Consider the following 25,179-nt stretch of genomic DNA (forward strand, 5'->3'; position numbering starts at 1 on the left):
CGGCCGGGCTGTGGGTCACTGACCGGGCTGCGGACTGGGCTGCGGGGCGGGCTGCGCGGCGGGCTGAGGTGCGGCGTCATAGGTGACGGGAAGCCCGGCGGGGGCGGTTCCCGTGGGGGCCACCTGGAGGGTCTTGAGCGCGAACTCCATGACCTTCTTGTAGATGGGGCCGCAGATCTGGCCGCCGAAGTAGCTGCCCTTCGTGGGGTTCTGGATGGCGCAGTAGACGGTGATGCGCGGGTTGTCCGCGGGTGCGAATCCCGCGAAGGAGGCGGTGTAGCCCTTGTAGCGCCCGGTGGCCGGATCCACCCGGTTGGAGGTGCCGGTCTTGCCGCCGACCCGGTAGCCGGGGATCCGCGCCTTGGTGCCGGTGCCCTCCTGGTCGTCGACCACGGATTCGAGCATCTCGGCGAGGGTCTTGGCGGTCTCGGCACTGATCACGCGGCTGCGCTCGGGGGCCGGGGCCGGGGTGAAGCGGCCGTCGGGGCCCTTGGTGCCGCGTACCAGCGTCGGCTCGATGCGGACCCCGCCGTTGGCGATGGCCGAGTACACGGAGGCCGCCTGCATGGCGTTGAGGGAGAGTCCCTGGCCGAAGGGGATCGTGTACTGCTGGGAGGTGGACCAGTCCTTGGGGTCGGCGAGGATGCCGCGGGACTCGCCGGGGTAGTTCAGGCCGGTGGGCCGGCCGATGCCGAACTTGGTCAGGTAGGAGTGCAGGACCTGGTTGGCCTCGGGCTGGGTGGGTCCGAGCTGGCCGGTGGCCAGGATGGTCCCGATGTTGGAGGACTTGGCGAGGACCCCGTTGAGGGTCAGGTACCAGGTCGGGTGGTCGATGTCGTCCTTGAACAGCCGGTCGCCGCGGTGCAGCCGGTTGGGGACCTCGACACGGGTCTCCGGGGTGGCCTTCTTCTCCTCCAGCACGGCGGCCATCGACATGACCTTGGCGGTGGAGCCGGGCTCGTACACGTCCTGGAGCGCGGCGTTGCCCATGGCGGCGGAGCGGGCCCGGGTCAGGTCGTTGGGGTCGAAGCCCGGGGCGTTGGCCATGGCCAGTACCTCGCCGGTGCGGGTGTCCTGGACGATGACGTAGCCGCGGTCGGCCTCGGACTTCTGGACCTGCTCGGCGATGGCGCTCTGCGCCGCCCACTGGATGTCGCGGTCGATGGTCAGCTGGATGTCCTCGCCGGGGACGGCGGGCTTCTCGTTGGAGTCGGCGGTGGGGACCTGGCGGCCGCCGGACTGGGCGTAGGTGATCTCGCCGTCCTTGCCGGACAGCTTCTTGTCGAGGGAGGACTCCAGGCCGCCGGCGCCCTTGCCCTCGGCGTTGACGTAACCCAGTATCCCCGCGGCGAGGTCGCCGTTGGGGTACACGCGCTTGCTGCTGATCTCCTTGAACACGCCGGCGAGGACGTTGGCCCCGGGGCCGTTGCTCCGCTTGTCGGCCGCCGCCTTGTCCGCGAAGACCCGCTTGAGGTCCTTGATCTGGTTCCAGACCTGCGGGGTCTGGCGCTGGGCGAGGACGACGTACCGGGAGTTCTTGCTGCTCAGCCGCTCGGTGAGCTCCTTGGCGTCCTTGCCGAGGATGGGCGCGAGGAGGGCGGCGGCCTGCTGCGGGGCGTCCGGGGCCTTGCTGTCCTGCGGGGTGAACATCTTCGGGTCGGCGGTGATGTCGTACGCGTCGACGCTGGTGGCGAGGGCCACGCCCCGGCGGTCGGTGATCTCACCGCGCTCGGCGGCCAGCTTGACGCTGGTGTAGCGGTTCTTGGAGGCCTCGGCGGAGAACGCCGCGGCGTCGACGGCCTGGACCTGGAGCAGGCGGACCACGAAGGCCAGCATGACGAGGGTCAGGCCGACGCTGACCAGGCGCAGCCGGGGCCGCGGGCTGCCGAGCCGGATCGTGTGCGGGGTACGGGGGCCCGCGGGCCGCCGGGTCGCCGGGCGCGAGGCCGGGCGGGCGGTGGCCCTGGCCCGGTCGCCGGCCCGGGGCGGCCTGGCCGGTCCGGGCACCCGTCGGCGGGGCGGCTCCTGCGGGCTCACGCGGCCACCGCCCCTGGCAGGGCCGTGCCCGGCCTCCCGGGGTTCCGCCCGGGACCCTGCGCCTCGACCGCCGGCGAGGCCGGATCTGCGGTCTGTGCGGCGCCGGAGGACCGGGTCCGGGCAGGGCCGGGGGAACCGGGGGCACCTCCCAGCGGCGGCTGGGGGAGGAAGGGCGGGGTGGGGAACGGCCCCGCAGGGATCCGCGTCACGACATCACCGACCTGGGTTGGGAGTGGGCTGCTGCAAAGGCTGGGCCGGGGACGCGGCTGCCGGGCTCTGCGAGGCCGGAGCCGACGCCGCGGGTGCGGCCGGGGAGGCGCCCGGGGCCGCCGGCGCTGCGGCCGGGGGGCTCGGGGTGGGCGACGGCGGGGCTTCGGCCGGTGCCGCGCTGCCGGCGACCTTGCCGTCCGGGCCGATGAAGACCGGGCTGCCGCCGGGGACCAGGCCCAGCTCGTGCGCCCGGCGCTGGAGCGCGTCGGGCGCGGAGTAGGCGTCGACGTCGCGCTGCAGCGCCTGCTCCTCGTCGGTGAGGGCGGTGGTCTCCTTCGTCAGCCTGCTGAGCTGGAAGGAGCCTTCGTTCAGTGCCGAGTTCAGCAGCAGCAGGCTGATCAGGCCGCCGCCGAGCAGGGCCACGACCAGCAGGACGAACGGCATCCGGGCCGCCTGCCCGCCGGGCCGCGGGCGGGCCGGGCGGCCGCCGAGCGCCCGGCCGAGGCGGACCGCCTGCCCGCGGGTCAGCGTGGCGACCTTCCCGGCCTTGGTCACAGTCGCGCCTCCCGGATGCGTTCGACGCCGCGGAATCTGGCCGGGGCGGCCCGCCGGTTCTCGGCGATCTCCTCCTCGGTGGGCAGCTCGGCGCCGCGCGTGAGCAGTTTCAGCTTCGGCTGGTACTTCTCCGGCACGACCGGCAGGCCGGGCGGGGCCGTCGAGGTCGCACCGGCCGCGAAGACCTGCTTGACCAGGCGGTCCTCCAGCGAGTGGTACGAGAGCACCGCGATCCGGCCGCCGACCGCGATCCGGTCCACCGCCGCCGGAATGGCACGCTCCAGCCCGGAGAGCTCCCCGTTGACCTCGATGCGCAGCGCCTGGAAGGTCCGCTTCGCCGGGTTGCCGCCGGTCCGCTTGGCGGCCTGCGGAAGGGAGTCGCGGATCAGCTCGACCAGCCGGGCGCTGTTGGTGAAGGGCTCCTTCTCCCGCTCCCGGACGATCGCCGAGACGATCCGCTTGGCCTGCTTCTCCTCGCCGTACTGGCGCAGGATCCGCACCAGCTCGCCCGGCGCGTAGCTGTTGAGGACCTCGGCGGCGCTGATGCCCGTCGTCTGGTCCATGCGCATGTCCAGCGGCGCGTCCTGGGCGTACGCGAACCCGCGGTCGGCCTCGTCCAGCTGCATGGAGGAGACGCCCAGGTCGAAGAGGATGCCCTGGACCGCCGGGATGCCCAGCCCGTCCAGGACCTCGGCGAGGTCGGCGTAGATCGCGTGGACGAGGGTGGCCCGGTCGCCGAAGGGCGCGAGCCGCTCGCCGGAGAGCCGCAGGGCCTCCTTGTCGCGGTCGAGGCCGATCAGGTGGGCCTCGGGGAACCGGGTCAGCAGGGCCTCGCTGTGGCCGCCGAGGCCGAGGGTGCAGTCGACGACGACGGCCCCGGGCCTCTCCAGCGCCGGGGCCAACAGGTCCAGGCACCGCTGGAGCATCACCGGGACATGTCGGGACTCGCTAGTCAAAGCGCCCTCTCAGATAACGGCGCGGCAGGCGTACGCACCACCGGCTCCCCGCATCCGCGGCCGGCGCCGGGGAAGGTGGCGCCGGCCGGCCGGTGAGCGGGAGAGGGCCGGGCCGTACGTACGCGCCGCGCACGCGGAGTGTTCATCGGGGGCCGGGCGGCCGGTCAGGGCCGGGCTCCGGCCGGTTCGCGTCACTTTAGTGCAACGGTCGCCGCGGTCAACGAACCGCCCCGCGCGCCGTGTACCGCTCTCGGAGCGAACCGGCAAATGCCGCGAATCACCCGAACAGCCGCGTCACGCCCACCCCTGTGGGTTAGCTCACAACAAGCCTCGTTGGTGTTCTTTGTCCGCTCTCACGCGAGGCCACAACCCGCCGTGACCACTAACGTCGTACCCATGACGACTTCCGCATCCCTGCCTGCCGAGTCCGCGCCCGAGGCATCCGACGGCGGATCCGTCACCGACCGGCTGGTCGAGGCGAATCAGCGCTACGCCGCGCAGTTCTCGGACCCTGGCATGGACGCCCGGCCCGTCCTCCAGGTCGCCGTCGTGGCCTGTATGGACGCCCGCCTCGACCTGCACAAGGCCCTCGGCCTGGAACTCGGCGACTGTCACACGATCCGCAACGCGGGCGGCGTGGTCACCGACGACACGATCCGCTCCCTCACCATCAGCCAGCGCGCCCTGGGCACCCGCACGGTGATACTCATCCACCACACCGGCTGTGGACTCGAGAACCTGACCGAGGACTTCCGGCACGAGCTGGAGGACGAGGTCGGCCAGCGTCCCGCCTGGGCCGTCGAGGCCTTCCGGGACGTCGACCAGGACGTTCGCCAGTCCATGCAGCGGGTCCGCACGAACCCGTTCCTGCCCCACAAGGACGATGTGCGAGGCTTCGTCTTCGATGTGCACACCGGGCTCCTGCGGGAGATCGATCCCAGCTCTTGAGTGACACAAGGCCGTAACGCCGTCAAGAATGCGGGATGGCACCACCCGGGTTCCCCCGGGCCGGTGTCCGTGTTTCGGGGTGGGCCGGTTCATGCGCCAAGGGCGTCGGCCCTGGGAAAGGGCCGAGGAGAACCAAGGTGACGACGTACGACGACCGAGCGAGCCTCGCCGATCTGACCAGCACGGTGGAGCGGGTGCGCCAGTCGGTCGAGAGCGTGATCGAGGGCAAGCCCGAGGTCGTCCGCCTCGCGCTGACCGTGCTCCTCGCCGAGGGACACCTGCTGATCGAGGACGTACCCGGCGTCGGCAAGACGATGCTCGCCAAGACGCTCGCCAAGTCCATCGACTGCTCGGTCCAGCGCATCCAGTTCACGCCGGACCTGCTGCCCTCCGACATCACCGGTGTCAGCATCTACGACCAGCAGCGCCGCGAGTTCGAGTTCAAGCCGGGCGCGATCTTCGCGCAGATCGTCATCGGTGACGAGATCAACCGCGCCTCGCCGAAGACCCAGTCCGCGCTGCTGGAGTCGATGGAGGAGCGCCAGGTCACCATCGACGGCACGACCTACACGCTGCCCAGCCCCTTCATGGTCGTCGCCACCCAGAACCCGGTGGAGATGGAGGGCACGTACCCGCTGCCCGAGGCCCAGCGCGACCGCTTCATGGCCCGCGTCTCCGTCGGCTACCCCAGCCCCGAGGCCGAGCTCCAGATGCTCGACGTGCACGGCGGGGTCTCCCCGCTCGACGACCTGACGTCCGTCGCGCACTCCCACGAGATCGTCAAGCTGATCGAGGCGGTCCGCGAGGTGTACGTGGCCGAGCCCGTCAAGCGCTACGTCGTCGACCTGGTCTCCGCCACCCGCACCCACCCCGACCTGCGGCTCGGCGCCTCGCCCCGGGCCACCCTGCACCTGCTGCGCGCCGTGAAGGCCTCCGCCGCGCTCGCCGGCCGGGACTACGTCCTGCCCGACGACGTCCAGGCCCTGGCCGCCCCGGTCCTCGCGCACCGGCTGCTGCCCACCGCGCAGGCCCAGCTGAACCGCCGCACCGCCGAGCAGGTCGTCGCCGAGATCCTGCAGCACACCCCCGTCCCGGCCGCGCACGCCCGCGGCGAGATGCCGCCCGGCGCGGGCATCCGGGGCTTCTGATGAGCGCCGGTGCCCCGCGCGGCGCCGGTGGCCCGGGGGACGGCGGCGGACTGCGCGCGTCGCTGTCCGGACTGACCACCCGCGGCCGCTCGTTCCTGGCCGCCGGGATAGCCGCCGCCGGCTGCGCCTACGTCCTGGGCCAGGGCGAGCTGCTGCGGGTCGGCATGCTGCTCGCCCTCCTGCCGCTGACCTGCGTCTACGCCCTCCACCGCACCCGCTTCCGGGTCTCCGGCAGCCGCCGGCTCAGCCCGGGGCGGGTCCCCGCGGGCAGCGAGGCCCGGGTGCAGCTGCGCATGGACAACACCTCCCGGCTGCCCACCGGCCTGCTGATGCTCCAGGACCGGGTGCCCTACGTACTGGGCCCGCGCCCGCGGTTCGTACTGGACCGGGTCGAGCCCGGCGGCCGCCGCGAGGTGTCCTACCGGGTCCGCTCCGACCTGCGCGGCCGCTATCCGCTCGGCCCGCTCCAGCTGCGCCTCTCCGACCCCTTCGGGCTGGTCGAGCTGACCCGTTCCTTCAGCACCTACGACACCCTCACCGTCATCCCGCGCACCGAGCCCCTGCCCCCGGTCCGCCTGGCCGGCGAGTCCAACGGCTACGGCGACGGCAGCCGCCGCTCCCTGGCCCTGGCCGGCGACGACGACGTGATCCCCCGCGGCTACCGGCGCGGCGACGACCTGCGCCGGGTGCACTGGCGCTCCACCGCCCGCTACGGCGAGCTGATGGTCCGCCGCGAGGAGCAGCCGCAGCGCAGCCGGGCCACCGTCCTGCTGGACACCCGGCGCCTGGCCTTCGACGGCGCCGGCCCCGACTCCGCCTTCGAGTGGGCCGTCTCGGCGGCCGCCTCCAGCCTGGTGCACGTCCTGGAACAGGGCTTCTCCGCACGACTGCTCACCGACACCGGCGACGCGGTGCCCGGTGAGGGCGGCGGCGGCTTCTCCTCCGGCGGGCAGGAGTCCGCGGAGGCCGCCGGGCTGATGATGGACACCCTCGCGGTCGTCGGGCACTCCGACGGCGCCGGGCTCTCCCGCGCCTACGACGCGGTGCGCTCCGGTGGCAGCGGCGGCTTCGGCGGAGCCGGCGGTGACGGGCTCCTCATCGCCTTCTTCGGCGACCTGGACGATGTACAGACAGAACTGGCCGCCCGGATGCGCCAGCGCACCTCGGGTGCGGTGGCCTTCGTGCTGGACTCCGCGAGCTGGGGCGGACAGCCCGCTCCGGGGCACGCCGTGCCCCCGCTGGAGGAGCGGCTGCGCAGGCTGCGCGACGCGGGCTGGACAGCACTGGCCGCCCCGCCCGGGGTGGCCTTCGGCGAACTGTGGCGCCAGGCCGGGACCGCACGCGTCGGTACGGAAACCTCCGGAGGTCGGGAATGAGCGGGCGGGCGAAACTGACGCTGTTCGCGGCACTGGCCACGCTGCTCACCTCGTGGTCGCTGAACCCGCTGGTGGACTCGCAGGCCTGGCTGCTGCAGGCGGCGCTGCTGCTCGCCGTGCAGAGCGCGGTGGGCGCCGGGGTCCGGCGGGTACCGCTGGCCCGGACGCTGACCGTGGCCGCGCAGGCGCTGGTGTCGCTGCTGCTGCTCGCGTTCCTCTACGCCGGCAGGGGCGAGTCCCACGGGGACGGGCCGCTGGCCTACCTGGTGACGGACTTCGGCGCGCTGTTCGGTCAGGGCGTCCGGGACGTGGGCGAGTTCGCGATCCCGGCTCCGCTGACGGACGGCATCAAGCTGCTGCTGGTGTCCGGCGTGCTGCTGATCGGGCTGCTGGTGGACACGCTGGCGGTGACCCTGCGCACGGCCGCCGCGGCCGGGCTGCCGCTGCTGGCGCTGTACTCGGTGGCCTCGGGCCTGGCGGGCGGCGGGGACGCCTCCTGGTTCTCCTTCCTGCTCGCGGGCTGCGGCTACCTGATGCTGCTGCTGTCCGAGGGCCGTGACCGGCTCGCCCAGTGGGGCCGCGTCTTCGGCGCGGCCCCACGCCGGGGCGCCGCCGACTCCGGCCTCGGCAACGGGGCGGGCGGGCAGGCGACGGCGCCCGTGAAGTTCGGGCGGCGGATCGGCGCGGTGACCCTGGGCCTGGCGCTGGCGGTGCCGGCCGTACTGCCCTCGCTCGGCGGCGGGCTGCTGGGCGGCACGCAGGACGCCGACGAGGACGGCGGCGGAACCGGCGGGACGATCTCGGCGGTCAACCCGCTGGTCTCCCTGCAGAGCAACCTGAACGCGCAGGACAACCGCGTGATCATGCGGTACCGGACGAACAGCCCGCAGCAGGGCGAGCAGTACCTGCGGATCGTGGCCCTGGACGAGTTCAACGGCGTCAAGTGGGAGGCCTCCGGGCGGTCCCTGATCGACGTGCCCGAGGAGTTTCCGGCACCGCCGGGGCTCCGCGCCCCGGTCAGCGGCAGCGCGGTCGAGGTCACCACCAGCATCTCGGCCGCGGACTACTTCACCCAGCGCTACCTCCCCATGCCGTATCCGGCGACGTCGGTGAACATCGGCGGCAAGTGGCGGTTCGAGCCGGTCGGCCGGACCCTGGTCGGCGACCAGCTGGGCCGGGACCGGTTCCAGAACGTCCAGGGCGCCGAATACACGGTGCGCAGCCTGCTGCTGAAGCCGACGGCCCAGCAGCTCCAGAAGGCCCCGGAGCCCGACCCGGCGATCCGGGAGGAGTACACGAAGCTCCCGGACAACCTGCCGCCGGTGGTCGCCGAGACGGCCCGCCAGGTGACGCAGGGGACGAAGGACGACTACACGCGGGCCGTGAAGCTGCAGGACTACTTCGCTGTGAACGGCGGCTTCCGCTACAACACGAAGACGGCCTCGGGCACGGGTCCGCAGGCGGTCGCCCGGTTCCTCGCCGACAAGGAGGGCTTCTGCGTCCACTTCGCCTTCTCGATGGCGGCGATGTCCCGCTCGCTGGGCATCCCGGCCCGCGTCGCGGTGGGCTTCACGCCCGGCGAGAAGCAGTCGGACGGCAGCGTAAACGTGTCGATGCGCGACGCGCACGCCTGGCCCGAGCTGTACTTCGAGGGGGTGGGCTGGACCCGCTTCGAGCCGACGCCCCGCTCCGGCATCAACATTCCGGACTACTCCCGGGCACAGACGCCGGCCGCCCAGCCCTCCGCGCCGACGCCGCTGCCCTCGCAGAGCGCGGCGCTGCCGTCGACGGCGCCCTCGGCGACCCCCGAGTGCCCGCCGGCCCTGAAGAAGCTCGGCGAGTGCGGCGCCGCGGCGCCCGTGCAGAACGCGAGCGGCGGCGGCGGGCCGTCGGTGACGACGGTCCTCGGGTGGGCGGCGCTCGTGGTGGCGGTGCTGGGCCTGCCCCTGCTCCCGCTGCTGTGGCGGACCCGGCTGCGGGCCCGTCGCCTGGCGACCCGGGAGGTCCTGACGGCCTGGCGGGAACTGGGCGACACCGCCTGGGACGCGGGTGTGGTCCCGGACGAGGCGCTGTCCCCGCGCCGGGCGGCGAGCCGGATCGCGGACCTGGGCCGCCTGGAGCCGGAAGCCGCGGCGGCCGTGCACCGGGTCGCCGGTGCGGTGGAACGGGCCCTGTACGCGCCCCCGGGCGCGGAGGTCTCGTACCCGGAGCTGGCGGACGACGTACTGCTGGCCCGTACGGGCCTGCTGGCGTCCGCGGACCGGCTTCCCCGGCTGCGCGCCCTGCTGCTGCCCCGCTCGGCGGCCCGGATCTCCTGGGCCCTCTCGGCCCGCCGGTCCGCGGTCACCTCGGCGGTATCGGCCCGCCTGGCCGCCGCCCGCCTCCGGCTCCCGCTGAGGGGCCGCGGCTAAGGCGAATCCAGCCCCGCCGGCGTTTGAGGCGATCTTTCAGCCCCGCCGGCGTTTGAGGCGCGGGGTCCGGGGCGGAGCCCCGGCAACGGCGGCGCGGCCCGACGCACGAACCGCCGAACCCGCGGACGCGAAACGGCGAGGCTCGATCCCCCCGAGCCCCGCCGCATCACGTACCGCATCACCGGTTCGCCGATCCTCTGTCGTCCCCCGTCCCGGTCACGGAAGGAGGCACCCGGTCCGCTCCGCAGCCCCGTGTCGGCGGTGCGGACCGGGTCTCCTGTCCGTTGCTCCCAGTCTGGCGTCCGCGCAGGTGGGAGCCCATCCGCGCACGTACTCATTTCCGCGCCTAGGTACGGATACTCAGCCGTCGCGGCCGGCCCCACCAGTTCTACGGGGCGGCGCGCCCGCGCGGCACCGCCGACTGGGGGGTGTGGCGCGCCGGGGACTCAGCGGTTGCCGCTGACCCGGCCCCGCAGCAGCAGCGACAGCGCCGAGTGCACGTCGTCCAGGGACCGCTCGCTCTGGAAGGACTGCCAGTCCAGGGCGGCCACCAGCACCATCCCGACCATCGCGGCCGCCGTGAGCGGCACATCGATCTCGGCGCTCAGCTCTCCGCGCTCGACGCCCTCCCGCAGCACCTTCTCCACGACGGCCACCGCCTCCTGCCGCACCACCATCAGCGTGGACTGCCACGCGCGGTTGGTGCGCCACAGCTCGGCGACGTACAGCTGGGTGAAGGCCGGGTACCGGTCGATGAAGACGAGCCCCGCGCGGATCATGGCGTCGAGCGCCTCGACGCGGCTGCCGCCGCGGGCCTCCGTCTCCTCGGCCGCGGTCCGCAGGGAGGCCGTCAGCAGGCCGACGCCGTGCCGCAGCAGCTCCTCGAAGAGTTCGTTCTTGCTCGCGAAGTTGTAGTAGACGGTGCCCTTCGCGACGCCCGCCCGCTCGGCGATCTCATCGACCGTTGTCGCGGAGAAGCCCTGCTCTGCGATCAGGGTGACGGCCGCTTCGTAGAGCTTCTGCCGGGTGATCGCACGACGGCCCCCGCCGGTACCCGTACCGGTGCTGCTGCTTTCCATGGCGCTGATTGTCACAGGTCAACACGTCCCTACAGGCTCAGTTCCGGGTGCAGTCGGTCCATGGTCCACACCTGCTTGCCGCGGGCGGCGAGCGCGGTGAGGGCCAGGGCGCCGGCGGTGAAGGCCAGCAGGACCGCTCCACCCTGCCAGACCGGGGCGAGGTCGCCACCGGTGATGAGGCGGCGCAGGCTCTCGACGATGTACGACATCGGCAGGTACGGGTGGATCCAGTTGAAGAAGTCCGGGCTGGTCTGGACGGGGTAGGTGCCGCCCGCCGAGGTCAGCTGGAGCATCAGGACGGCCAGCACCAGGATGCGGCCGGCGGCGCCGAACTTGGCGTTGAGCCACTGGACGATCGCCGCGAAGCAGCCGGTGACCAGCATCAGGAAGCCGATGGTGAGGGCCGGGTGGGCCATCTTCAGGCCGAGGCCGGGCGCCCAGTGCAGTACGGACATCAGCAGGACCACCTGCGCCGTGCCGAGGCCCGCCACGGGCAGCCAGCCGGCGAGGGCGACCCGCCAGGGCGAGGCGCCGGCGGCCAGGGCCCGCCGGTTCAGCGGGGCGATCAGCATGTAGGCGACCATCGAGCCGACCCAGAGGGAGAGCGGGATGAAGTAGGGGGCGAAGCCGGTGCCGTAGTTGGGCGCCTTGTGCAGGGACTGGTTGGCGAGCTGGATCGGGTCGGCCATGACCTGGGTGCGCTGGTCGCGCTGCTGCTGGTCGTAGTCGGGGATCTTGCCGGCGCCCTCGTGCAGGCCGCCGGCGAGCTCGCCGGTGCCGTCGACGAGCTTGTACATACCGCCGTCGAGCTGGTGGGCTCCGTCGCCGAGCTTGCCGACGCCGTCGGTGAGGGCGCCGGAGCCGGTGGTGGCGGAGCCGAGGCCGGTGTGCAGCTGGGCCATGCCGGCGGACACCTTGTGGGCACCGGAGTTGAGGGCGTTGACCTTGGCGACGGCCGCGTCGAGGTCGCCCGCCAGCTTGGGTGCCTTGTCGACGAGCTCGCGGGCCTTCTTCTCCAGGTCGGTGAGCTGGGTGCGGAGCTTGCCGACGTCGCCGTTGGCGTTCTTGACCAGGGCGCTGACGTCCCCGCTGAGCTCGGCGGCCTCGGCCGCGCTGTCCTTGACCTTCTTCAGGTCGGGGCAGGAGGCCAGGTGCGGTTCGCCACCGGGGGTGACGCAGTGCTTGGTGTAGTAGGCGTCCGCGCCGGTGGCCGCCTTCCTGGCGGCAGCGGCGGCTGCCGGGGCCTTCTCGGCGAACGTGGCGAGGTGGTTGTTGACGACCTTCGCGCTGTCGGCGACCAGCTCGGCGGTGTCGGCCAGGTTCTTGGGGTCCTTGACGAAGGGGCGGGCCTTGTCGGCGGCCCCGTTGACCTTGTCGGCCAGCGCCTGGGTACCGTCCGCGACGTCCTTGGAGCCGGTCTCCAGCTTGCCGGCCGCCGTGTTCAGCTTCTGCAGGCCGCTGTTGAGCTCGCCGGACTTCTCCTGCGCCGTGTCGAGGCCGTCGGCGAGCTCCTTGGCGCCTTCCTGGGCCTTGCCCGCGCCGTCCTTGAGCTTGTCGGCGCCGTCGGCCGCCTCGGCGGTCTTGTCGTGCAGGTCGGAGAAGTTGACGAAGATCTTGTCGAGGAAGCCGCGGGAGGCGTTGGCGGACGCCGCGGAGCGGACCTCGGAGAAGACGGAGCGCGAGATCGAGCCGACGATGTAGTTGTTGGCGTCGTTCGTGCGGACCTGGAGGGCCCCGGTGGTGGGGTCGTCGCCGGAGCTGGAGGCGATCTTCGCGCTGAAGTCCTCGGGCAGGGTCAGGGTCAGGTAGTACGTACCGTCCTCCAGCCCCTTGGCCGCCTCCTTCGCGCTCGCGTCGTGCCAGGCGAAGGACTTCTTGCTGGCGTGCAGCTTCCCGGCGATCTCGGCGCCGGCGTCGAGGCGCTTGCCGTCGACGGTCGTGCCCCTGTCGGCGTTGACGATGGCGACGGGCACCTTGTCGAGGTTCTTGTAGGGGTCCCAGAAGGACCACAGGTACAGGGCTCCGTAGAGCAGCGGCAGCAGGAGCAGCGCGACGAGAGCGGCCCGGGGCAGCTTCCCCCGCCCGAACCGCTTCAGCTCAAGCGCGGCCAGCTTCGGCGAGCGCATCGTCCGCCCCCTTCGTGTCGTCGTTCTCGGAATCGCTCTTGGTGTCGTGCTTCGTGTCGTGCTTCGTGTCGATCTCGGAGCCGCTGTCGGCGGCTGCGCCGGCCTCGCTCTGCGCGACGGCGGGCGCGTCAGGCCCGGCGGGCCCGGCCGGCTCCTTGGGGGAGGTCCGCAGGACGATCGCGTCGGCGGGCGCCTCGCTGCACACCGCGAGGACGGTGATCCCGCGGGCGGCGACCGAGCGGAGCAGGTCCCAGGCCTCGGCGCGTTCGGTGTCCGACAGCTTGAGGTCGAGGTCGTCGAGGGCCAGCAGCCCCGGGGAGCCCAGCAGCGCGATGGCGACGGACAGCCGTACGGACTCCAGGCGTTCCAGGTCCCGTACGGAGGTCCGCTCGCCCTTGGGCAGCGTGGCGAGGTCCAGTCCGGCGGCCTCCAGGGCGGCGGCGATCCGCGCCTCGGCGACGGCGCGGCGCTCGGCCCGGGGCCGCAGCATGGCGCGGACCGGAGCGCCGTAGTGGCGCTGGAGCAGGGCGCCCTCGCGCAGCTGTTCCGCGACGGTGAGGGCCTGGTCGAGCTCGTTGACCCCGGAGACCGGGCCGAGTGCGGCGATCCGGCGGACCGCCGTCATCCGCTTCGGCAGCCCGTGGCCGCCGACCTCGGCGTGGCCCCGGGTGGGCTTCATCCGCCCGGTGAGGGCGAGGAGCAGACAGGTACGACCGCTGCCGGAGGGGCCTTCGACCGCGATGAGCGAGCCGGGCGCCGCGTCGATACCGACTCCGCGGAAGGCCCAGCCTCGCGGGCCCTTGAGTCCGAAGTCCTCGGCCTTGACGGCCGCGCCGTGCGGGCTGTCCACGCCGTTTCCCCCTTCTTTTTGAACTGACCGGTCAGTTCAAAAACTAGCATCCTTCTTCGCACCAGGTGCGCAGGAGGGGGTAGTTGCCCGGTTCGTGACCGTAAAAGCCCAGGTCAGCGCAATTGTCAGTGGGGCCCGTCACGATGGGGGCAACGCATCGACAGGAGGTTCGTCATGGCCACACCGTCCCCGTCCCCTGTCCACCCCGTCCTGCGCAAGTCGACGGCCCCACCGGCCGCCCTCGACCTGCTCGCCAAGGCCCACAGCGGCCTGGCCGAGGCCGCCCGGCTGACCCGCCCCAACGAGCGCTACGCCACCGCCCACCTCGCCGCGCTGCGCACCGCCGCGGCCGTGCTCGCCGCACGCGCCCGGCCCGAACCGGTGAACCCGCGGCGACGGCCCCGGATCCGCAGCGCGTGGGAGGTGCTGCCCGAGATAGCGCCGGAGCTGGCCGAGTGGAGCGCCCTCTTCGCCTCCGGCGCCGCGCGCCGGGCCAGGGCCGAGGCGGGGATACCGGACGCGGCGAGCCGCCGGGACGCGGACGATCTGGTGCGCGCGGCCTCGATGTTCCTTCGCCTGGTGGAGCGGATGCTCACCATCCGGACGGCGCCCCAGCCCCTGGAGAAGACCCTGCCGCAACCGCGTCCGGAGCATCCGGACGCGGGATGAGCTGCCCGGCGGCGGAAGGCAATAGGGTGGGCCAGGACCGCTCACCCTTTACCGCGCCGAGGAGCCATCAGCCGTGTCGGACACTTCCCGCCCCCGTGCCTCCCTCCGCACCGCCGTGGTGTGGGAGGTCCTCAAGGAGGCGCTCGACCGCCGGGTGAAGGCGACCGGGCGGGATGTGCTGGACGTGCTCGACACCGGTGGCGGCACCGGCAAGTTCGCCGTGCCGGTGGCCCGCCTGGGCCACCGGGTCACCGTGGTCGACCCCAGCCCGAACGCGCTGTTCGGGCTGGAGCGCCGGGTGGCCGAGGCCGGTGTCGCCGATCTCGTCCGCGGCGTCCAGGGCGACGCCCAGGGCCTGTTGGACGTCGTCGAGCAGGACGCCTACGACGTGGTGCTCTGCCACGGCGTGCTGGAGTACGTGGACGACCCCGCGGAGGGCGTGGCCAACACGGTGGCCGCGCTGCGGGCCGGCGGCACGCTCAGCCTGCTGGCCGCCGGTCTCGGCGGGGCCGTGCTGGCCCGCGCCCTGGCCGGGCACTTCACGGAGGCCCGTACCGCCCTCACCGACCCGGCCGGCCGCTGGGGCTCCGGCGACCCGGTACCGCGCCGCTTCACCGCCGAGCAGCTCTCCGAGCTGGTCGGCGGCGCCGGCCTCGCGGTCGGCGCGGTGCACGGCGTGCGGATCTTCGCCGACCTCGTGCCCGGGGTCCTGGTGGACACCGAGCCCGGCGCCGTGGAGGCGCTGCTGCGCCTGGAGGAGGCCGCGGCCGAGCTGCCCGCCTTCCACGCGGTCGCCACCCAGCTGCACGTCCTGGGTGAGAAGCAAGCCTGAACTGCTCCCTTCCGCGCGGAGTCGGCCACACACCCTCCGATCCGCCGGTCGGCCCCGTATGATCAGGTGCAAGACCGGCATGGTGGACGGACCATTGGGGAATAAGGGCCTCAGTGACCGCCCCCGCGGCGGTACGGTTTTCACGCAGCGCTTTCACCGGCTGCGTCATTTCTGGGCCGTGTCCATTTGGAACGCGGCGTAGAGGGCGGGTGTCACGGGGGCGATTCCCCGCCTATCCTGAAGGGGACCCCTGGTCGCTACCCCCCGCGACCGACGGATGAGGAGGACTCCCGTGCCGCTCTCGGAGCACGAGCAGCGAATGCTCGAGCAGATGGAGCGAGCGCTGTACGCCGAAGATCCCAAGTTCGCGACAGCGCTTGAGGGAAGCGGACTGCGTACGTACACCCGGCGACGGGTCTACCAGGCAGTCGCAGGCATTGTGGTGGGTATCGCGCTCCTCATGACCGGTGTGATCATTCCGAACGTGCTCTGGATCAGCGTGGTGGGTTTCCTCGTCATGCTGGGATGTACGGTCCTGGTGGTCACCGGTTGGCGCAAGGCACCCAAGCCTGGCGAGCAGCCCGTCTCCGGAAGTACTGGCGGTCCGGCCCGTGGCCGGAACCGGCAGCGTCGGTCGATGATGACCCGCATCGAGGAACGGTGGCAGCGCCGCCGTGACGAGCAGGGGCACTAGCCCCGGACAACGTGGGTGAGGGGATGGCCGCCGTGCGGCCGTCCCCTCACTTTTCTGCGTTCCCGTACGGCATGATGATCCGATGAGTGTGCTCCCCCTGGTCTTCACCAGCGGCTGGGCCAGTGGGATCAACGCTTACGCCGTGGTCCTCCTGCTCGGCATCTTCGGCCGCATCGGCCTCACCGACGACGTCCCCGCCTCCCTGCAACGCACGGACGTGCTGATCGTCGCGGCGGTGCTGTTCCTGTGCGAGGCGATCGCCGACAAGGTCCCGTACATGGACTCGATATGGGACACCGTCCACACGGTGATCCGGCCGGTGTCCGGAGCGGTGATCGGTGCGCTGCTGGCCGGGCAGACCGGTTCGCTCCCCGAGATCACCGCCGCCGCGGTCGGCGGCTCCACAGCGCTGGCCAGCCATTTCGTCAAGGCCGGCACCCGGATGGCGATCAACACCTCGCCCGAGCCCTTCACCAATGTGGGGATGAGCATCGCCGAGGACCTCGGCGTGGCCGGGCTCGTCACCTTCGCGATGTTCAATCCCGAGGCCGCCGCGATCATCGCGGCCGTGCTGCTGGCCATCGGGCTGGCCATACTGTTCTTCCTCTGGAGCCGGATCCGCCGCTTCCTGCGCCGCCGTGCCCAGCGCCGCGAGGAGAAGAAGCTGGCGGCCGGGGCCCGCGAGACCACCGGGGCCCCACCCCGCTGACCGCAGGGTCACCACGGGGGCCGGCACGGCGGTCGATAGGCTCGGCCGCATGGCACGAATTGCGGTGATCGGCGCCGGCATGGGCGCGATGGCTACGGCGGCCCGGCTGGCCGTGGCGGGGCACCAGGTGACGGTGTACGAACGCGGGACGACCTACGGCGGAGCCGTGGGCCGGTACGAGCGCGAGGGCTTCGCCTTCGACACCGGGCCCGGACTGCTGCACCTGCCGGCCGTCTACCGCGATCTCTTCGTGAAGACGGGCAAGCGGCCGCTGGAGACCTGCGTCGACATGGTCCAGGTGGACCCGGCCGTCCGGCACGTCCTCCCCCACCACGGCGTCGACGTCACCCTCCCCGGTGCCTCCCGCGGCGGTGTCGCCGCCGCCCTGGAATCCGCCTTCGGCCCGGGCGCGGGCGAGCGCTGGAACGCCGTCCTGGGCCGCGCCCGCGACGCCTGGGACGCCACCCGGCGCCCGCTGCTGGAGGAGCCGCTGCGGCCCGGCGCCCGGCAGAGCCTGGGCGGCGACCCGTACCCGGCCCTGCGCCGGAGCGGCCTGCTGCGGCGCCGTACGCCGACCCTCGCCGAGGTGGCCGACCGGGAGCTGGGCGGCGCCCTCGCCGAGCTGCTGACCGGCCTGGTGCGCGGGTACGGGATCGACCCCGCCACCGCACCGGCCTCGGCGGCCGTGCTCCCGTACATGGAGCAGACCTTCGGCAGCTGGTACGTACGTGGCGGGATGCGGGCCCTGGCCACCGCCGTGTACGAGCGCTGTCTGGAGCGCAAGGTCGCCTTCGTCTTCGGGGCGGAGGTCCGGGAGGTCCTGGTCACGGACGGCCGGGCGGCCGGTCTGCGGCTGGCCGACGGCACCGAGGCGGCCGCCGACACCGTCGTGTGCGGGATCGACCCCCGGCAGCTGCCGGCCGGTTCCCTGCCGTGGCCGCCGGACGCGGTCCCCGCCCGCGGGGACGGCGTACCGGGGCGGATCACGCTCCTGCTCGCGCTGCGCGGCCCCCGTCCCGCCACCGCCGTGCACCGCACCCTGGTCCACGCCTCCGGGGCGCAGGTCACCGTCATGCGCCCGGACGATCCGGCCACCCGGCCCGACGAGGAGCACGAGGCGGTCACCGTGAGCGCCGTGCCCGGGCCCGGGACCTCGGAGCCCGCCGAGCTGCTGAACCTCGCCGAGAAGGCCGTACAGGGGCTGCGGGAGCGGCTGTTGTGGCACGAGGTGCGCACCCCGGCCGACATCGAGGCGGCGACCGGTGCGCTGGGCGGCGCGGTGCCCCCGCCCGCCCTCGCGGGGGCCGGGGGCCGGCTGCTCCATCCGGCCAACACCACGGCCGTGCCCGGGCTGTACCTGGCGGGCGGCTGGGCCCATCCCGGCGGCGGGCTGGCGCACGCCGGGATGACCGGGGCCCTGGTGACCGGACTGATCGTGGAGGGCGCGGAGTTCCGCGGCTCGCAGTGAGCCGTCAGTAGCGGTACTGCTCGTACCCGCCCTGCTGGGGGTACGGGTACTGCTGCGGCGGCTCGCCCTGGTCCTCCATCGGGTAGGACTGGCCGGCCCCGTCTGTGGACCGCTGCTGCGGGACCCAGACCCCGCCGGGCGGGGTGTCCGTGGAGTACTGCTGCTGCCCGTAGTCGGCGTACGGGGTGTAGTCGTACGGCTGGGGCGGGGCCATGCCGCCGCCGGTGCCGATGTACGGGTCCGAGTAGGCGGCGTAGACCTGCTGCTGGTCGCCCGTGGGATAGCCGCCCGAGTAGTCGTAGCCGCCCTGGTTCTGCTGGTCGTAGTACGCCGCGTACTGGTGGGCGTCCTGCTCGGCCGTGGTGAACGGCGAGGCGAAGGCCGCCGTCCGGTCGGCCTCGGGCGCGAGACTCTGTATCCCGTAGGACCCGGATTCCTCGGGGACCGGCTCCGGGCTGTAGACCGCGGGGGGTGCGTCCCGGAACGGCCGCTCCTCCGCGGCCCCGTCGCCGGCACTGTCCCCGTCGACGTCCCCGTACTGCAGCGCGGTGACCTGGAGGGCCGGCTCCTGCTTGGTGCCCGCGGCCCGGCGGCGGCGCGTCTGCCGTACGGGCTCCCCGCCGCGGCGCAGCGCCCAGCCGGCGACGAAGCCCTTGCGGAAGGACAGTGTCACCAGGGTCTGGCCCACGGCGAACGCCAGCGCGCCGGCGCCGATGACCGGCACCGACGGCAGTATCACCCCGGCGACCACGCCGAGGAAGCCGGCGAAGGCGAGCAGGCGCCAGCGGAGCCGGGCCTTGTACTGCATCAGGACCTCGGCAAGCAGCCACAGCGCGACGAAACCGAACGCGATGTAGAGGACCGTCATTCCCATGCATGGCCCCTCTCGGTACGGCCGCCGGCGCGGGAACGGGGGGCGGCCGCTCAGGCCCGCTGGTGCAGGCCCAGGTTCTCGTAGATTTCGAGAGTCGCCGTGGAATTGTTCAGCGTGATGAAGTGCAGCCCCGGGACACCCTCGGACAGCAGTCGCGCGCAGAACTCCGTGGCGAACTCGATGCCAATGGAGCGTACAGCGGCCGGGTCGTCCTTGACGGCGAGCATGCGCTCTTTCACGTCCGCGGGGAAGACCGCATTGCTGAGCTGGGGCAGTCGGTCGAGCTGCTTGATACCCACAACAGGCATGACCTCGGGGATGATCGGGGTCTCGCAGCCCGCCTTCTCGACGCTGTCGCGCAGCCGCAGATAATTCTCCGGATCGAAGAACATCTGGGTGATCGCGTAGTCGGCACCGGCGTGGCATTTGTCCACGAAGTGCCGGATGTCCGTGTCCCAGTCCGCCGAACGCGGGTGCATCTCGGGGAAGGCAGCGACGCCGACGCAGAAGTCGCCGGACTCCTTGACCAGCCGGACCAGGTCGGCGGCGTAGTGCACGCCCTCGGGGTGCGCCACCCACTCGCCCATCGGGTCACCCGGCGGGTCTCCGCGCACGACGAGCATGTTCCGGATCCCGGCGTCCGCGAACTGTCCGATGACATTGCGCAGCTCGGCGACCGAGTGGTCCACGGCGGTGAGATGCGCGACGGGCGTGAGGGTGGTGTCCGCGGCGATTTCCTGGGTGGCCTTGACGGTGCCGCCGCGGGTGGAGCCGCCGGCTCCGTAGGTCACGGAGACGAAACTGGGGGATACCGCCTCGACCCGGCGCAGGGCGTTCCAGAGGTTGCGTTCGCCCTTCTCCGTCTTCGGGGCCCAGAACTCGAAGGAGTACGAGCGCCCGGACGCGAGGAGGTCGCGGACCGTGTGTGCACGATCCGACCAGGTGGAAGCGGTACCAGAGGCCATGTGGGCAGGTTAGACGCGGCCTGGCGGACACCGAAGCCTTGTCCACGTTTTGGACACGTTTTTGGACACTTGGAGGGATGGCTCTGGCCGGAAGGCGTCCATACGGGGTAACGCGACCGCCCGGTGTCCGGGCGGACCGGACTCAGCCGAGGCGGGCCCGGACCCGCTTGGCGAGCTCCGCGGCGGCCGCGCCGGGGTCGGTGGCCTCGGTGAGGGCGCGGACGACCACGATGCGGGTGGCACCGGCGTCCAGCACCTCGTCCAGGTTCGAGCCGTCGATGCCGCCGATGGCGAACCAGGGGCGGTCCTGCTCCAGGGAGGCCGCGTACCGGACCAGGTCCAGGCCGGGGGCGTGGCGGCCGGGCTTGGTGGGGGTGGGCCAGCAGGGGCCGGTGCAGAAGTAGTCCACGCCGGCTTCGGCGACGGCCGCGTCGACCTCGTCCTCGGCGTGGCAGGACCGGCCGATCAGCACCTGCTCGCCGAGGATGGCGCGGGCCGCGGGGACGGGGATGTCGCCCTGGCCGAGGTGCAGGACGTCGGAGCCGATGGCGTGGGCGACGTCGGCGCGGTCGTTCACGGCGAGGAGCTTGCCGTGGCGGCGGGCGGCCTCGGCGAAGACGTGGAGGTGTTCGAGCTCCTCCCCCGCCTCCATGCCCTTGTCGCGGAGCTGGACGATGTCCACACCCGAGGAGAGCACGGCGTCGAGGAATGCGGGGAGGTCACCCTGGCGCTTGCGGGCGTCCGTGCAGAGGTAGAGCCGGGCGTCGGACAGCTGCATGGGTGTACCCCCCGTGATGGAGGCGGTGTACGGACCGGGCCGCGGCCGTGGGCCCGTACACCGCTGTGGAGCGAAGGCGATCAGGTCAGAGGGCGAGCGCCTGAGCGCGGCGCTTCACCTCCGTGCCGCGATTCTCGCTCAGCGCCTGCACGGGGGTGCCGGGCAGGGTCGGATCCTCGGTGAAGAGCCATTCCAGGATCTCCTCCTCGGTGAAACGGTCGTCGCGCAGCACGGTCAGCAGACCGACGAGGCCCTTGACGACCTTGTCGCCGTCGATGAAGGGGGCCGGAACCTGCAGGGAGCGGTTCTCGCCCCGGCGGACGGCGATGAGCTGCCCTTCCTTGACCATCTGGCGGACCCGGGTCACCTCGATGTTCAGCATCTCCGCGATGTCGGGGAGGTACAGCCACGAGGGGACAAGGGCATCGATCTTTGCGTCAATCTCGGTCACAGGCACAAGCCTGCCATCTCGGACTGGCCGCCGGTACCTGGGCGACCCCGTCCGGGTCGCGGCCCGTACCGTGGCTCCGCCCCGGACCCGGTCCTCGAACACCGGCGGGGCTGGATTCCCAGCCCGTCCGGGGGGCACCTCCCAGCGGTGGCCGGGGGAGCTTGAGGACCGGATCCGGGCGGAGCCCGGCGGCCGTCAGGCCGAGGCCGACTTGAGGGGGACCGCGGGGTCGGAGACCTTGGCGGGGTCCACCTGCACCGCCGTCTCGATGAGCTTGCGGCCCTGCGCCAGGTCACGGGGGCGGCCCACGGCCAGGACGGCGACCAGCGCGCCCTCGCGCAGCCAGCACACCGACCAGGCGGGACCGGCCGGGTCCCCGCGCAGGAGCAGGGTGTCGGCCCCGCCGTGGTGTCCGGCGTACTGCACGAAGCGCCCGAACTGCTCCGACCAGAAATACGGCACCGGGTCGTAGACCTGGGCCGGCTCCCCGGCCAGGATGTTCGCCGCGACCGTCCGCGGCCCCTGGAGCGCGTTGTCCCAGTGGTGCACGAGCAGCCGCGTCCCGTACCGCCCGGACGGGAAGGAGGTGCAGTCGCCGACCGCGTACACCCCGGGCAGCGAGGTCCGCAGGTACGCGTCCGCGGTGACCGAGCCGTCGGGGCCGCGCTCCACGCCGGTCCCGTCCAGCCATCCGGTGGCGGGGCGCGCGCCGATGCCCACCACCACCGCGCCGGCGGGCAGCGTCCGCCCGTCCGCCAGCAGGACCCGCCCCTCCTCGATCCCGGCGACCTTCGCCCCGGTGATCAGCTCCGCGCCCGCCTCCTGGTACCAGCGCGCCATCGGCTCGGTGACCTCGGCGGGCAGCGCCCCCGCCAGCACCCGGTCCGCCGCCTCGACCACGGTGACCTCGCAGCCCGCCTCCCGGGCCGCGGTGGCGAACTCGGCGCCGATCCAGCCCGCCCCGACGACCACGGCCCGGGGCGACGCGGCCAGCACCGGGCGCAGCCGGGCCGCGTCGTCCAGGGTGCGCAGCAGGTGGACGCCCGGGACGCCCTCGGTCCCGGGGAGGGTCAGCGGCTGCGCGCCGGTCGCCAGTACGAGGATCCCGTACGGGACCGGTCCCGCCTCGGTGTCCAGCTCGTGGACGGCGGCGCGCAGTCCGGTGACCTCGACGCCGAGCCTGAGGTCGATGTCGAGGCCTTCGAAGTCCACGTCGAAGGCGGAGTCCTCGGCCTTGCCGAGGAGGACCGCCTTGGACAGCGGGGGGCGGTCGTAGGGCTGGTGGGGTTCGGCTCCCAGCAGGGTCACGGGGCCGGTGTAGCCCTGTTCGCGCAAGGCGACCGCGGTCTGGACCCCGGCCATTCCGGCGCCGACGACCACGATGCCGCGCTGATTCTGTTCCGTCTGCTCGCTCACGCCGCCACCCTAATCATCTGACGCTCCGTCAGGAATAGGTGCCGCCTTACCCGCCATCCACCGCCGGGTTAGTCTGGCCACCGTACCTATCGCGGGAGTCCGGCGCACCGGGCTGAGAGGGAGGCTGGCCGGCCTCCGACCGTACGAACCTGATCCGGGTCATGCCGGCGAAGGGAGGGGCTGGACGCCCATGCACTCATCCCGAACATCTCGGAAGGGATCCGACGTCCTCGTCATCGGGGGCGGAATCATCGGCCTGGTCACCGCCTGGCGGGCCGCCACGCGCGGACTGAGCACCGTACTCGCCGACCCCGCACCCGGGGGCGGCGCCGCCCAGGTCGCGGCCGGCATGCTCGCCCCCGTCACCGAACTGCACTACGGCGAGGAAGCCCTGCTGGGCCTCGGCCTCGCCTCCGCCGCACGCTATCCGCACTTCGCCGCCGAGCTCGCCGAAGCCAGCGGCGGCATGGACATCGGCTACCGCGCCTGCGGCACCCTCGCCGTCGCCCTCGACTCCGACGACCGCCTCCACCTGCGCGAACTGCACGCCCTGCAGCGTCGCTGCGGCCTGGAGTCCGAGTGGCTCACCGGCCGCGAGTGCCGCCGCCTGGAGCCCATGCTCGCCCCGGGCGTACGCGGCGGCCTGCGCGTCGACGGCGACCACCAGGTCGATCCCCGCCGGCTCGCGGCCGCCCTGCTGGCCGCCTGCGAACGCGCCGGCGTGACCCTCCACCGGGCCGGCGCGGAACGGCTGCTCACCACCGCCGACCGGGCGACCGGCGCCCTCCTCGACGACGGCACGGAGCTGCTCGCCGACCAGGTGGTCCTCGCCGCGGGCTCGTTCACCGGCCGGCTGGCGGGCGTACCGCCGGAGGTCGTGGCCCCCGTACGGCCGGTCAAGGGACAGGTCCTGCGGCTCACGGTACCGGCGGCGTACGCGCCGTTCCTGTCGCGGACCGTACGGGCCGTCGTACGCGGCAGCCACGTCTACCTGGTGCCGCGCGAGAACGGCGAACTCGTCGTCGGCGCCACCAGCGAGGAACTCGGCTGGGACACCACCGTCACCGCGGGCGGGGTCTACGAACTCCTGCGCGACGCCCACGAACTGATCCCCGGCATCACCGAACTCCCGCTCACCGAGACCCGGGCGGGACTGCGCCCCGGATCCCCCGACAACGCCCCGCTGCTCGGCCCGACCGACCTGCCGGGCCTGCACCTGGCCACCGGGCACTACCGCAACGGGGTGCTGCTGACCCCGCTCACCGGCGAGGTCCTCGCCGAGCTGCTGGCCACCGGCGAACTGCCGGAGATCGCGCGCCCCTTCACCCCCCGCCGGTTCTCCGCCGCACGTCAGGAGTCGTACGCATGACCATCTCCGTCAACGGCGAGCCGCGCGAGGTCGCGGCCGGCGCCACCCTCGACACGGTGGTCGCCACCCTGACCACCGCCCCCTCCGGCGTCGCCGCCGCACTCAACGAGACCGTGGTCCCGCGCGGGCAGTGGCCGGCCACCGTCGTGGGCGACGGCGACCGGGTCGAGATCCTGACCGCGGTACAGGGGGGCTGAGCGGCATGGCGGACGACCTCTTCACCCTCGGCGGGCGGACCTTCACCTCCCGCCTGATCATGGGCACGGGCGGGGCCCCGAGCCTGGACGTCCTGGAACGCGCCCTCGTCGCGTCCGGCACCGAACTCACCACGGTCGCGATGCGGCGGCTGGACCCCACGGTCCAGGGCTCCGTCCTGTCCGTGCTGACCAAGCTCGGCATCTCGGTCCTCCCCAACACGGCGGGCTGCTTCACGGCGGGCGAGGCCGTCCTCACGGCCCGGCTGGCCCGGGAGGCGCTCGGCACGGACTGGATCAAGCTGGAGGTGGTCGCGGACGAACGGACCCTCCTGCCGGACGGCGTCGAGCTGCTGGACGCCGCCGAGATCCTGGTGGACGAGGGCTTCACGGTCCTCCCGTACACCAATGACGACCCGGTGCTCGCACGGAAGCTGGAGGACGTGGGCTGCGCGGCGATCATGCCGCTGGGGTCCCCCATCGGGTCCGGCATGGGCATCCGCAACCCGCACAACTTCGAGCTGATCACGGAGCGCGCGTCGGTCCCGGTCATCCTCGACGCGGGCGCGGGCACGGCATCCGACGCGGCCCTGGCGATGGAACTGGGCTGCGCGGCGGTGATGCTGGCCTCGGCGGTGACCCGCGCGCAGGAGCCGGTCCTCATGGCGGCGGCCATGCGCGACGCCGTCTCGGCGGGCCGCCTGGCCTTCCGCGCGGGCCGCATCCCCCAACGCCGCTTCGCCGAAGCCTCCTCCCCCACGGAAGGCCGCGCCACCCTGGACCCGGAGCGGCCGGCGTTCTGAGGCGGGCGGGGCGGCGGCTTCGGTGGCCGGAAGCCCCTAGGGCGGAATCAGAGAGGTCTTGGGGGGTTTCCCGTCAGTCCCATCGTCCCTCCGTGTCGGGCCGGTCCCTCAAGGGCGCCCCTACGTCGCGTCACTGCGTGATGGCCTTCGGCCACCCTTGACCGACCGACCCGCCCCCCGAAACCCCCGCCGCACCTCGCCCGACCCCGCCCCGTCCGCTCCCGCCTTCCGCAGCCCCCGCCCCGCCCAGCGTCACAGGTG

23 protein-coding genes and 1 riboswitch are annotated in these 25,179 nt (G+C 73.0%); of the genes, 12 read left to right on the plus strand and 11 right to left on the minus strand.

Features of this window, described 5'->3' with window-relative positions; translation table 11 throughout:
- Positions 1-15: 15 nt before the first annotated feature.
- The 3 genes from ACFY04_RS01335 to rsmH all read right to left on the minus strand — a co-directional run bounded on the left by ACFY04_RS01335 (position 16) and on the right by rsmH (position 3,728).
- Positions 16-2,037, minus strand: a complete 2,022-nt coding sequence (locus ACFY04_RS01335; protein WP_389113658.1) for a peptidoglycan D,D-transpeptidase FtsI family protein — start codon at positions 2,035-2,037, stop codon at positions 16-18.
- A 213-nt stretch (positions 2,038-2,250) separates the two neighbouring features.
- Positions 2,251-2,802, minus strand: coding sequence for a hypothetical protein (locus tag ACFY04_RS01340; protein WP_389113659.1), 552 nt, complete (start codon positions 2,800-2,802; stop codon positions 2,251-2,253).
- Positions 2,799-3,728, minus strand: coding sequence for a 16S rRNA (cytosine(1402)-N(4))-methyltransferase RsmH (gene rsmH / locus ACFY04_RS01345; protein ID WP_053702208.1), 930 nt, complete (start codon positions 3,726-3,728; stop codon positions 2,799-2,801). Before rsmH ends, ACFY04_RS01340 begins: the two co-directional genes overlap by 4 nt.
- 363 nt (positions 3,729-4,091) lie before the next feature.
- On the opposite strand from rsmH, the gene ACFY04_RS01350 reads away from it, so the two are divergent.
- The 4 genes from ACFY04_RS01350 (at position 4,092) to ACFY04_RS01365 (ending at position 9,641) form a co-directional block, all read left to right on the plus strand.
- Positions 4,092-4,706, plus strand: a complete 615-nt coding sequence (locus ACFY04_RS01350; RefSeq protein WP_389113660.1) for a beta-class carbonic anhydrase — start codon at positions 4,092-4,094, stop codon at positions 4,704-4,706.
- 137 nt (positions 4,707-4,843) lie between these two features.
- Positions 4,844-5,854, plus strand: a complete 1,011-nt coding sequence (locus ACFY04_RS01355) for an AAA family ATPase (RefSeq protein WP_389113661.1) — start codon at positions 4,844-4,846, stop codon at positions 5,852-5,854.
- Positions 5,854-7,230 (plus strand): DUF58 domain-containing protein, encoded by a 1,377-nt coding sequence (locus ACFY04_RS01360; RefSeq protein ID WP_389113662.1) that lies wholly within the window; start codon positions 5,854-5,856, stop codon positions 7,228-7,230. The genes ACFY04_RS01355 and ACFY04_RS01360 overlap by 1 nt, the downstream gene beginning before the upstream one ends.
- Entirely contained in the window at positions 7,227-9,641 is a 2,415-nt protein-coding gene (locus ACFY04_RS01365; protein ID WP_389113663.1) for a transglutaminaseTgpA domain-containing protein, read from the plus strand. Before ACFY04_RS01360 ends, ACFY04_RS01365 begins: the two co-directional genes overlap by 4 nt.
- 446 nt (positions 9,642-10,087) lie before the next feature.
- On the opposite strand, the gene ACFY04_RS01370 is transcribed toward ACFY04_RS01365, so the two are convergent.
- From ACFY04_RS01370 to ACFY04_RS01380, 3 genes are read right to left on the minus strand one after another with little or no spacing between them, the layout of a single operon-like run.
- Positions 10,088-10,720 carry a TetR/AcrR family transcriptional regulator gene (locus ACFY04_RS01370; protein ID WP_237404093.1) on the minus strand — a complete coding sequence of 211 codons (633 nt, stop codon included), beginning with the start codon at positions 10,718-10,720 and terminating at the stop codon, positions 10,088-10,090.
- 29 nt (positions 10,721-10,749) lie between these two features.
- Entirely contained in the window at positions 10,750-12,846 is a 2,097-nt protein-coding gene (locus tag ACFY04_RS01375; protein WP_389113664.1) for a YhgE/Pip family protein, read from the minus strand.
- Positions 12,818-13,696 (minus strand): ATP-binding cassette domain-containing protein, encoded by an 879-nt coding sequence (locus tag ACFY04_RS01380; protein ID WP_389113665.1) that lies wholly within the window; start codon positions 13,694-13,696, stop codon positions 12,818-12,820. Before ACFY04_RS01380 ends, ACFY04_RS01375 begins: the two co-directional genes overlap by 29 nt.
- 174 nt (positions 13,697-13,870) lie before the next feature.
- Here ACFY04_RS01380 and ACFY04_RS01385 point away from each other — a divergent pair, with 174 nt between their 5' ends.
- The 5 genes from ACFY04_RS01385 (at position 13,871) to ACFY04_RS01405 (ending at position 18,068) form a co-directional block, all read left to right on the plus strand.
- On the plus strand, positions 13,871-14,365 hold the full coding sequence (locus ACFY04_RS01385; RefSeq protein WP_389113666.1) for an SAV_6107 family HEPN domain-containing protein: 495 nt from the start codon (positions 13,871-13,873) through the stop codon (positions 14,363-14,365).
- Between the two features lie 73 nt (positions 14,366-14,438).
- Positions 14,439-15,197: a methyltransferase gene (locus ACFY04_RS01390; RefSeq protein ID WP_189736241.1), complete on the plus strand. Its 759-nt coding sequence runs from the start codon at positions 14,439-14,441 to the stop codon at positions 15,195-15,197.
- Between the two features lie 292 nt (positions 15,198-15,489).
- On the plus strand, positions 15,490-15,891 hold the full coding sequence (locus ACFY04_RS01395; RefSeq protein WP_301371672.1) for a DUF3040 domain-containing protein: 402 nt from the start codon (positions 15,490-15,492) through the stop codon (positions 15,889-15,891).
- A gap of 82 nt (positions 15,892-15,973) precedes the next feature.
- Positions 15,974-16,600, plus strand: a complete 627-nt coding sequence (locus ACFY04_RS01400; RefSeq protein ID WP_389113667.1) for a DUF4126 domain-containing protein — start codon at positions 15,974-15,976, stop codon at positions 16,598-16,600.
- A 49-nt stretch (positions 16,601-16,649) separates the two neighbouring features.
- Complete coding sequence (locus ACFY04_RS01405; protein ID WP_389113668.1) at positions 16,650-18,068, plus strand: phytoene desaturase family protein; 1,419 nt, start codon at positions 16,650-16,652, stop codon at positions 18,066-18,068.
- Positions 18,069-18,072: 4 nt separating this feature from the next.
- Here ACFY04_RS01405 and ACFY04_RS01410 read toward each other — a convergent pair whose 3' ends face one another.
- The 5 genes from ACFY04_RS01410 to ACFY04_RS01430 all read right to left on the minus strand — a co-directional run bounded on the left by ACFY04_RS01410 (position 18,073) and on the right by ACFY04_RS01430 (position 22,552).
- Positions 18,073-18,942, minus strand: coding sequence for a hypothetical protein (locus ACFY04_RS01410; protein ID WP_389113669.1), 870 nt, complete (start codon positions 18,940-18,942; stop codon positions 18,073-18,075).
- Between the two features lie 50 nt (positions 18,943-18,992).
- Positions 18,993-19,907 carry a methylenetetrahydrofolate reductase [NAD(P)H] gene (gene metF, locus ACFY04_RS01415; RefSeq protein ID WP_389113670.1) on the minus strand — a complete coding sequence of 305 codons (915 nt, stop codon included), beginning with the start codon at positions 19,905-19,907 and terminating at the stop codon, positions 18,993-18,995.
- 142 nt (positions 19,908-20,049) lie between these two features.
- Positions 20,050-20,685: a thiamine phosphate synthase gene (gene thiE, locus ACFY04_RS01420; RefSeq protein ID WP_389113671.1), complete on the minus strand. Its 636-nt coding sequence runs from the start codon at positions 20,683-20,685 to the stop codon at positions 20,050-20,052.
- 85 nt (positions 20,686-20,770) lie between these two features.
- Positions 20,771-21,136, minus strand: a complete 366-nt coding sequence (locus ACFY04_RS01425) for an Rv2175c family DNA-binding protein (RefSeq protein ID WP_030724382.1) — start codon at positions 21,134-21,136, stop codon at positions 20,771-20,773.
- Between the two features lie 195 nt (positions 21,137-21,331).
- Positions 21,332-22,552, minus strand: coding sequence for an NAD(P)/FAD-dependent oxidoreductase (locus ACFY04_RS01430; RefSeq protein ID WP_389113672.1), 1,221 nt, complete (start codon positions 22,550-22,552; stop codon positions 21,332-21,334).
- An 81-nt stretch (positions 22,553-22,633) separates the two neighbouring features.
- A riboswitch (TPP riboswitch) is annotated at positions 22,634-22,745 on the plus strand.
- Here ACFY04_RS01430 and thiO point away from each other — a divergent pair.
- The 3 genes from thiO (at position 22,743) to ACFY04_RS01445 (ending at position 24,918) form a co-directional block, all read left to right on the plus strand.
- Positions 22,743-23,921 carry a glycine oxidase ThiO gene (gene thiO / locus ACFY04_RS01435; protein ID WP_389113673.1) on the plus strand — a complete coding sequence of 393 codons (1,179 nt, stop codon included), beginning with the start codon at positions 22,743-22,745 and terminating at the stop codon, positions 23,919-23,921. It overlaps the preceding riboswitch by 3 nt.
- On the plus strand, positions 23,918-24,118 hold the full coding sequence (gene thiS, locus ACFY04_RS01440; RefSeq protein WP_189963556.1) for a sulfur carrier protein ThiS: 201 nt from the start codon (positions 23,918-23,920) through the stop codon (positions 24,116-24,118). The genes thiO and thiS overlap by 4 nt, the downstream gene beginning before the upstream one ends.
- Before the next feature lie 5 nt (positions 24,119-24,123).
- Complete coding sequence (locus tag ACFY04_RS01445) at positions 24,124-24,918, plus strand: thiazole synthase (RefSeq protein WP_389113674.1); 795 nt, start codon at positions 24,124-24,126, stop codon at positions 24,916-24,918.
- The last annotated feature ends 261 nt before the right edge of the window (positions 24,919-25,179 follow it).

It is taken from the genome of Streptomyces sp. NPDC001549 (assembly GCF_042894025.1).
Classification (GTDB): domain Bacteria; phylum Actinomycetota; class Actinomycetes; order Streptomycetales; family Streptomycetaceae; genus Streptomyces; species Streptomyces kutzneri.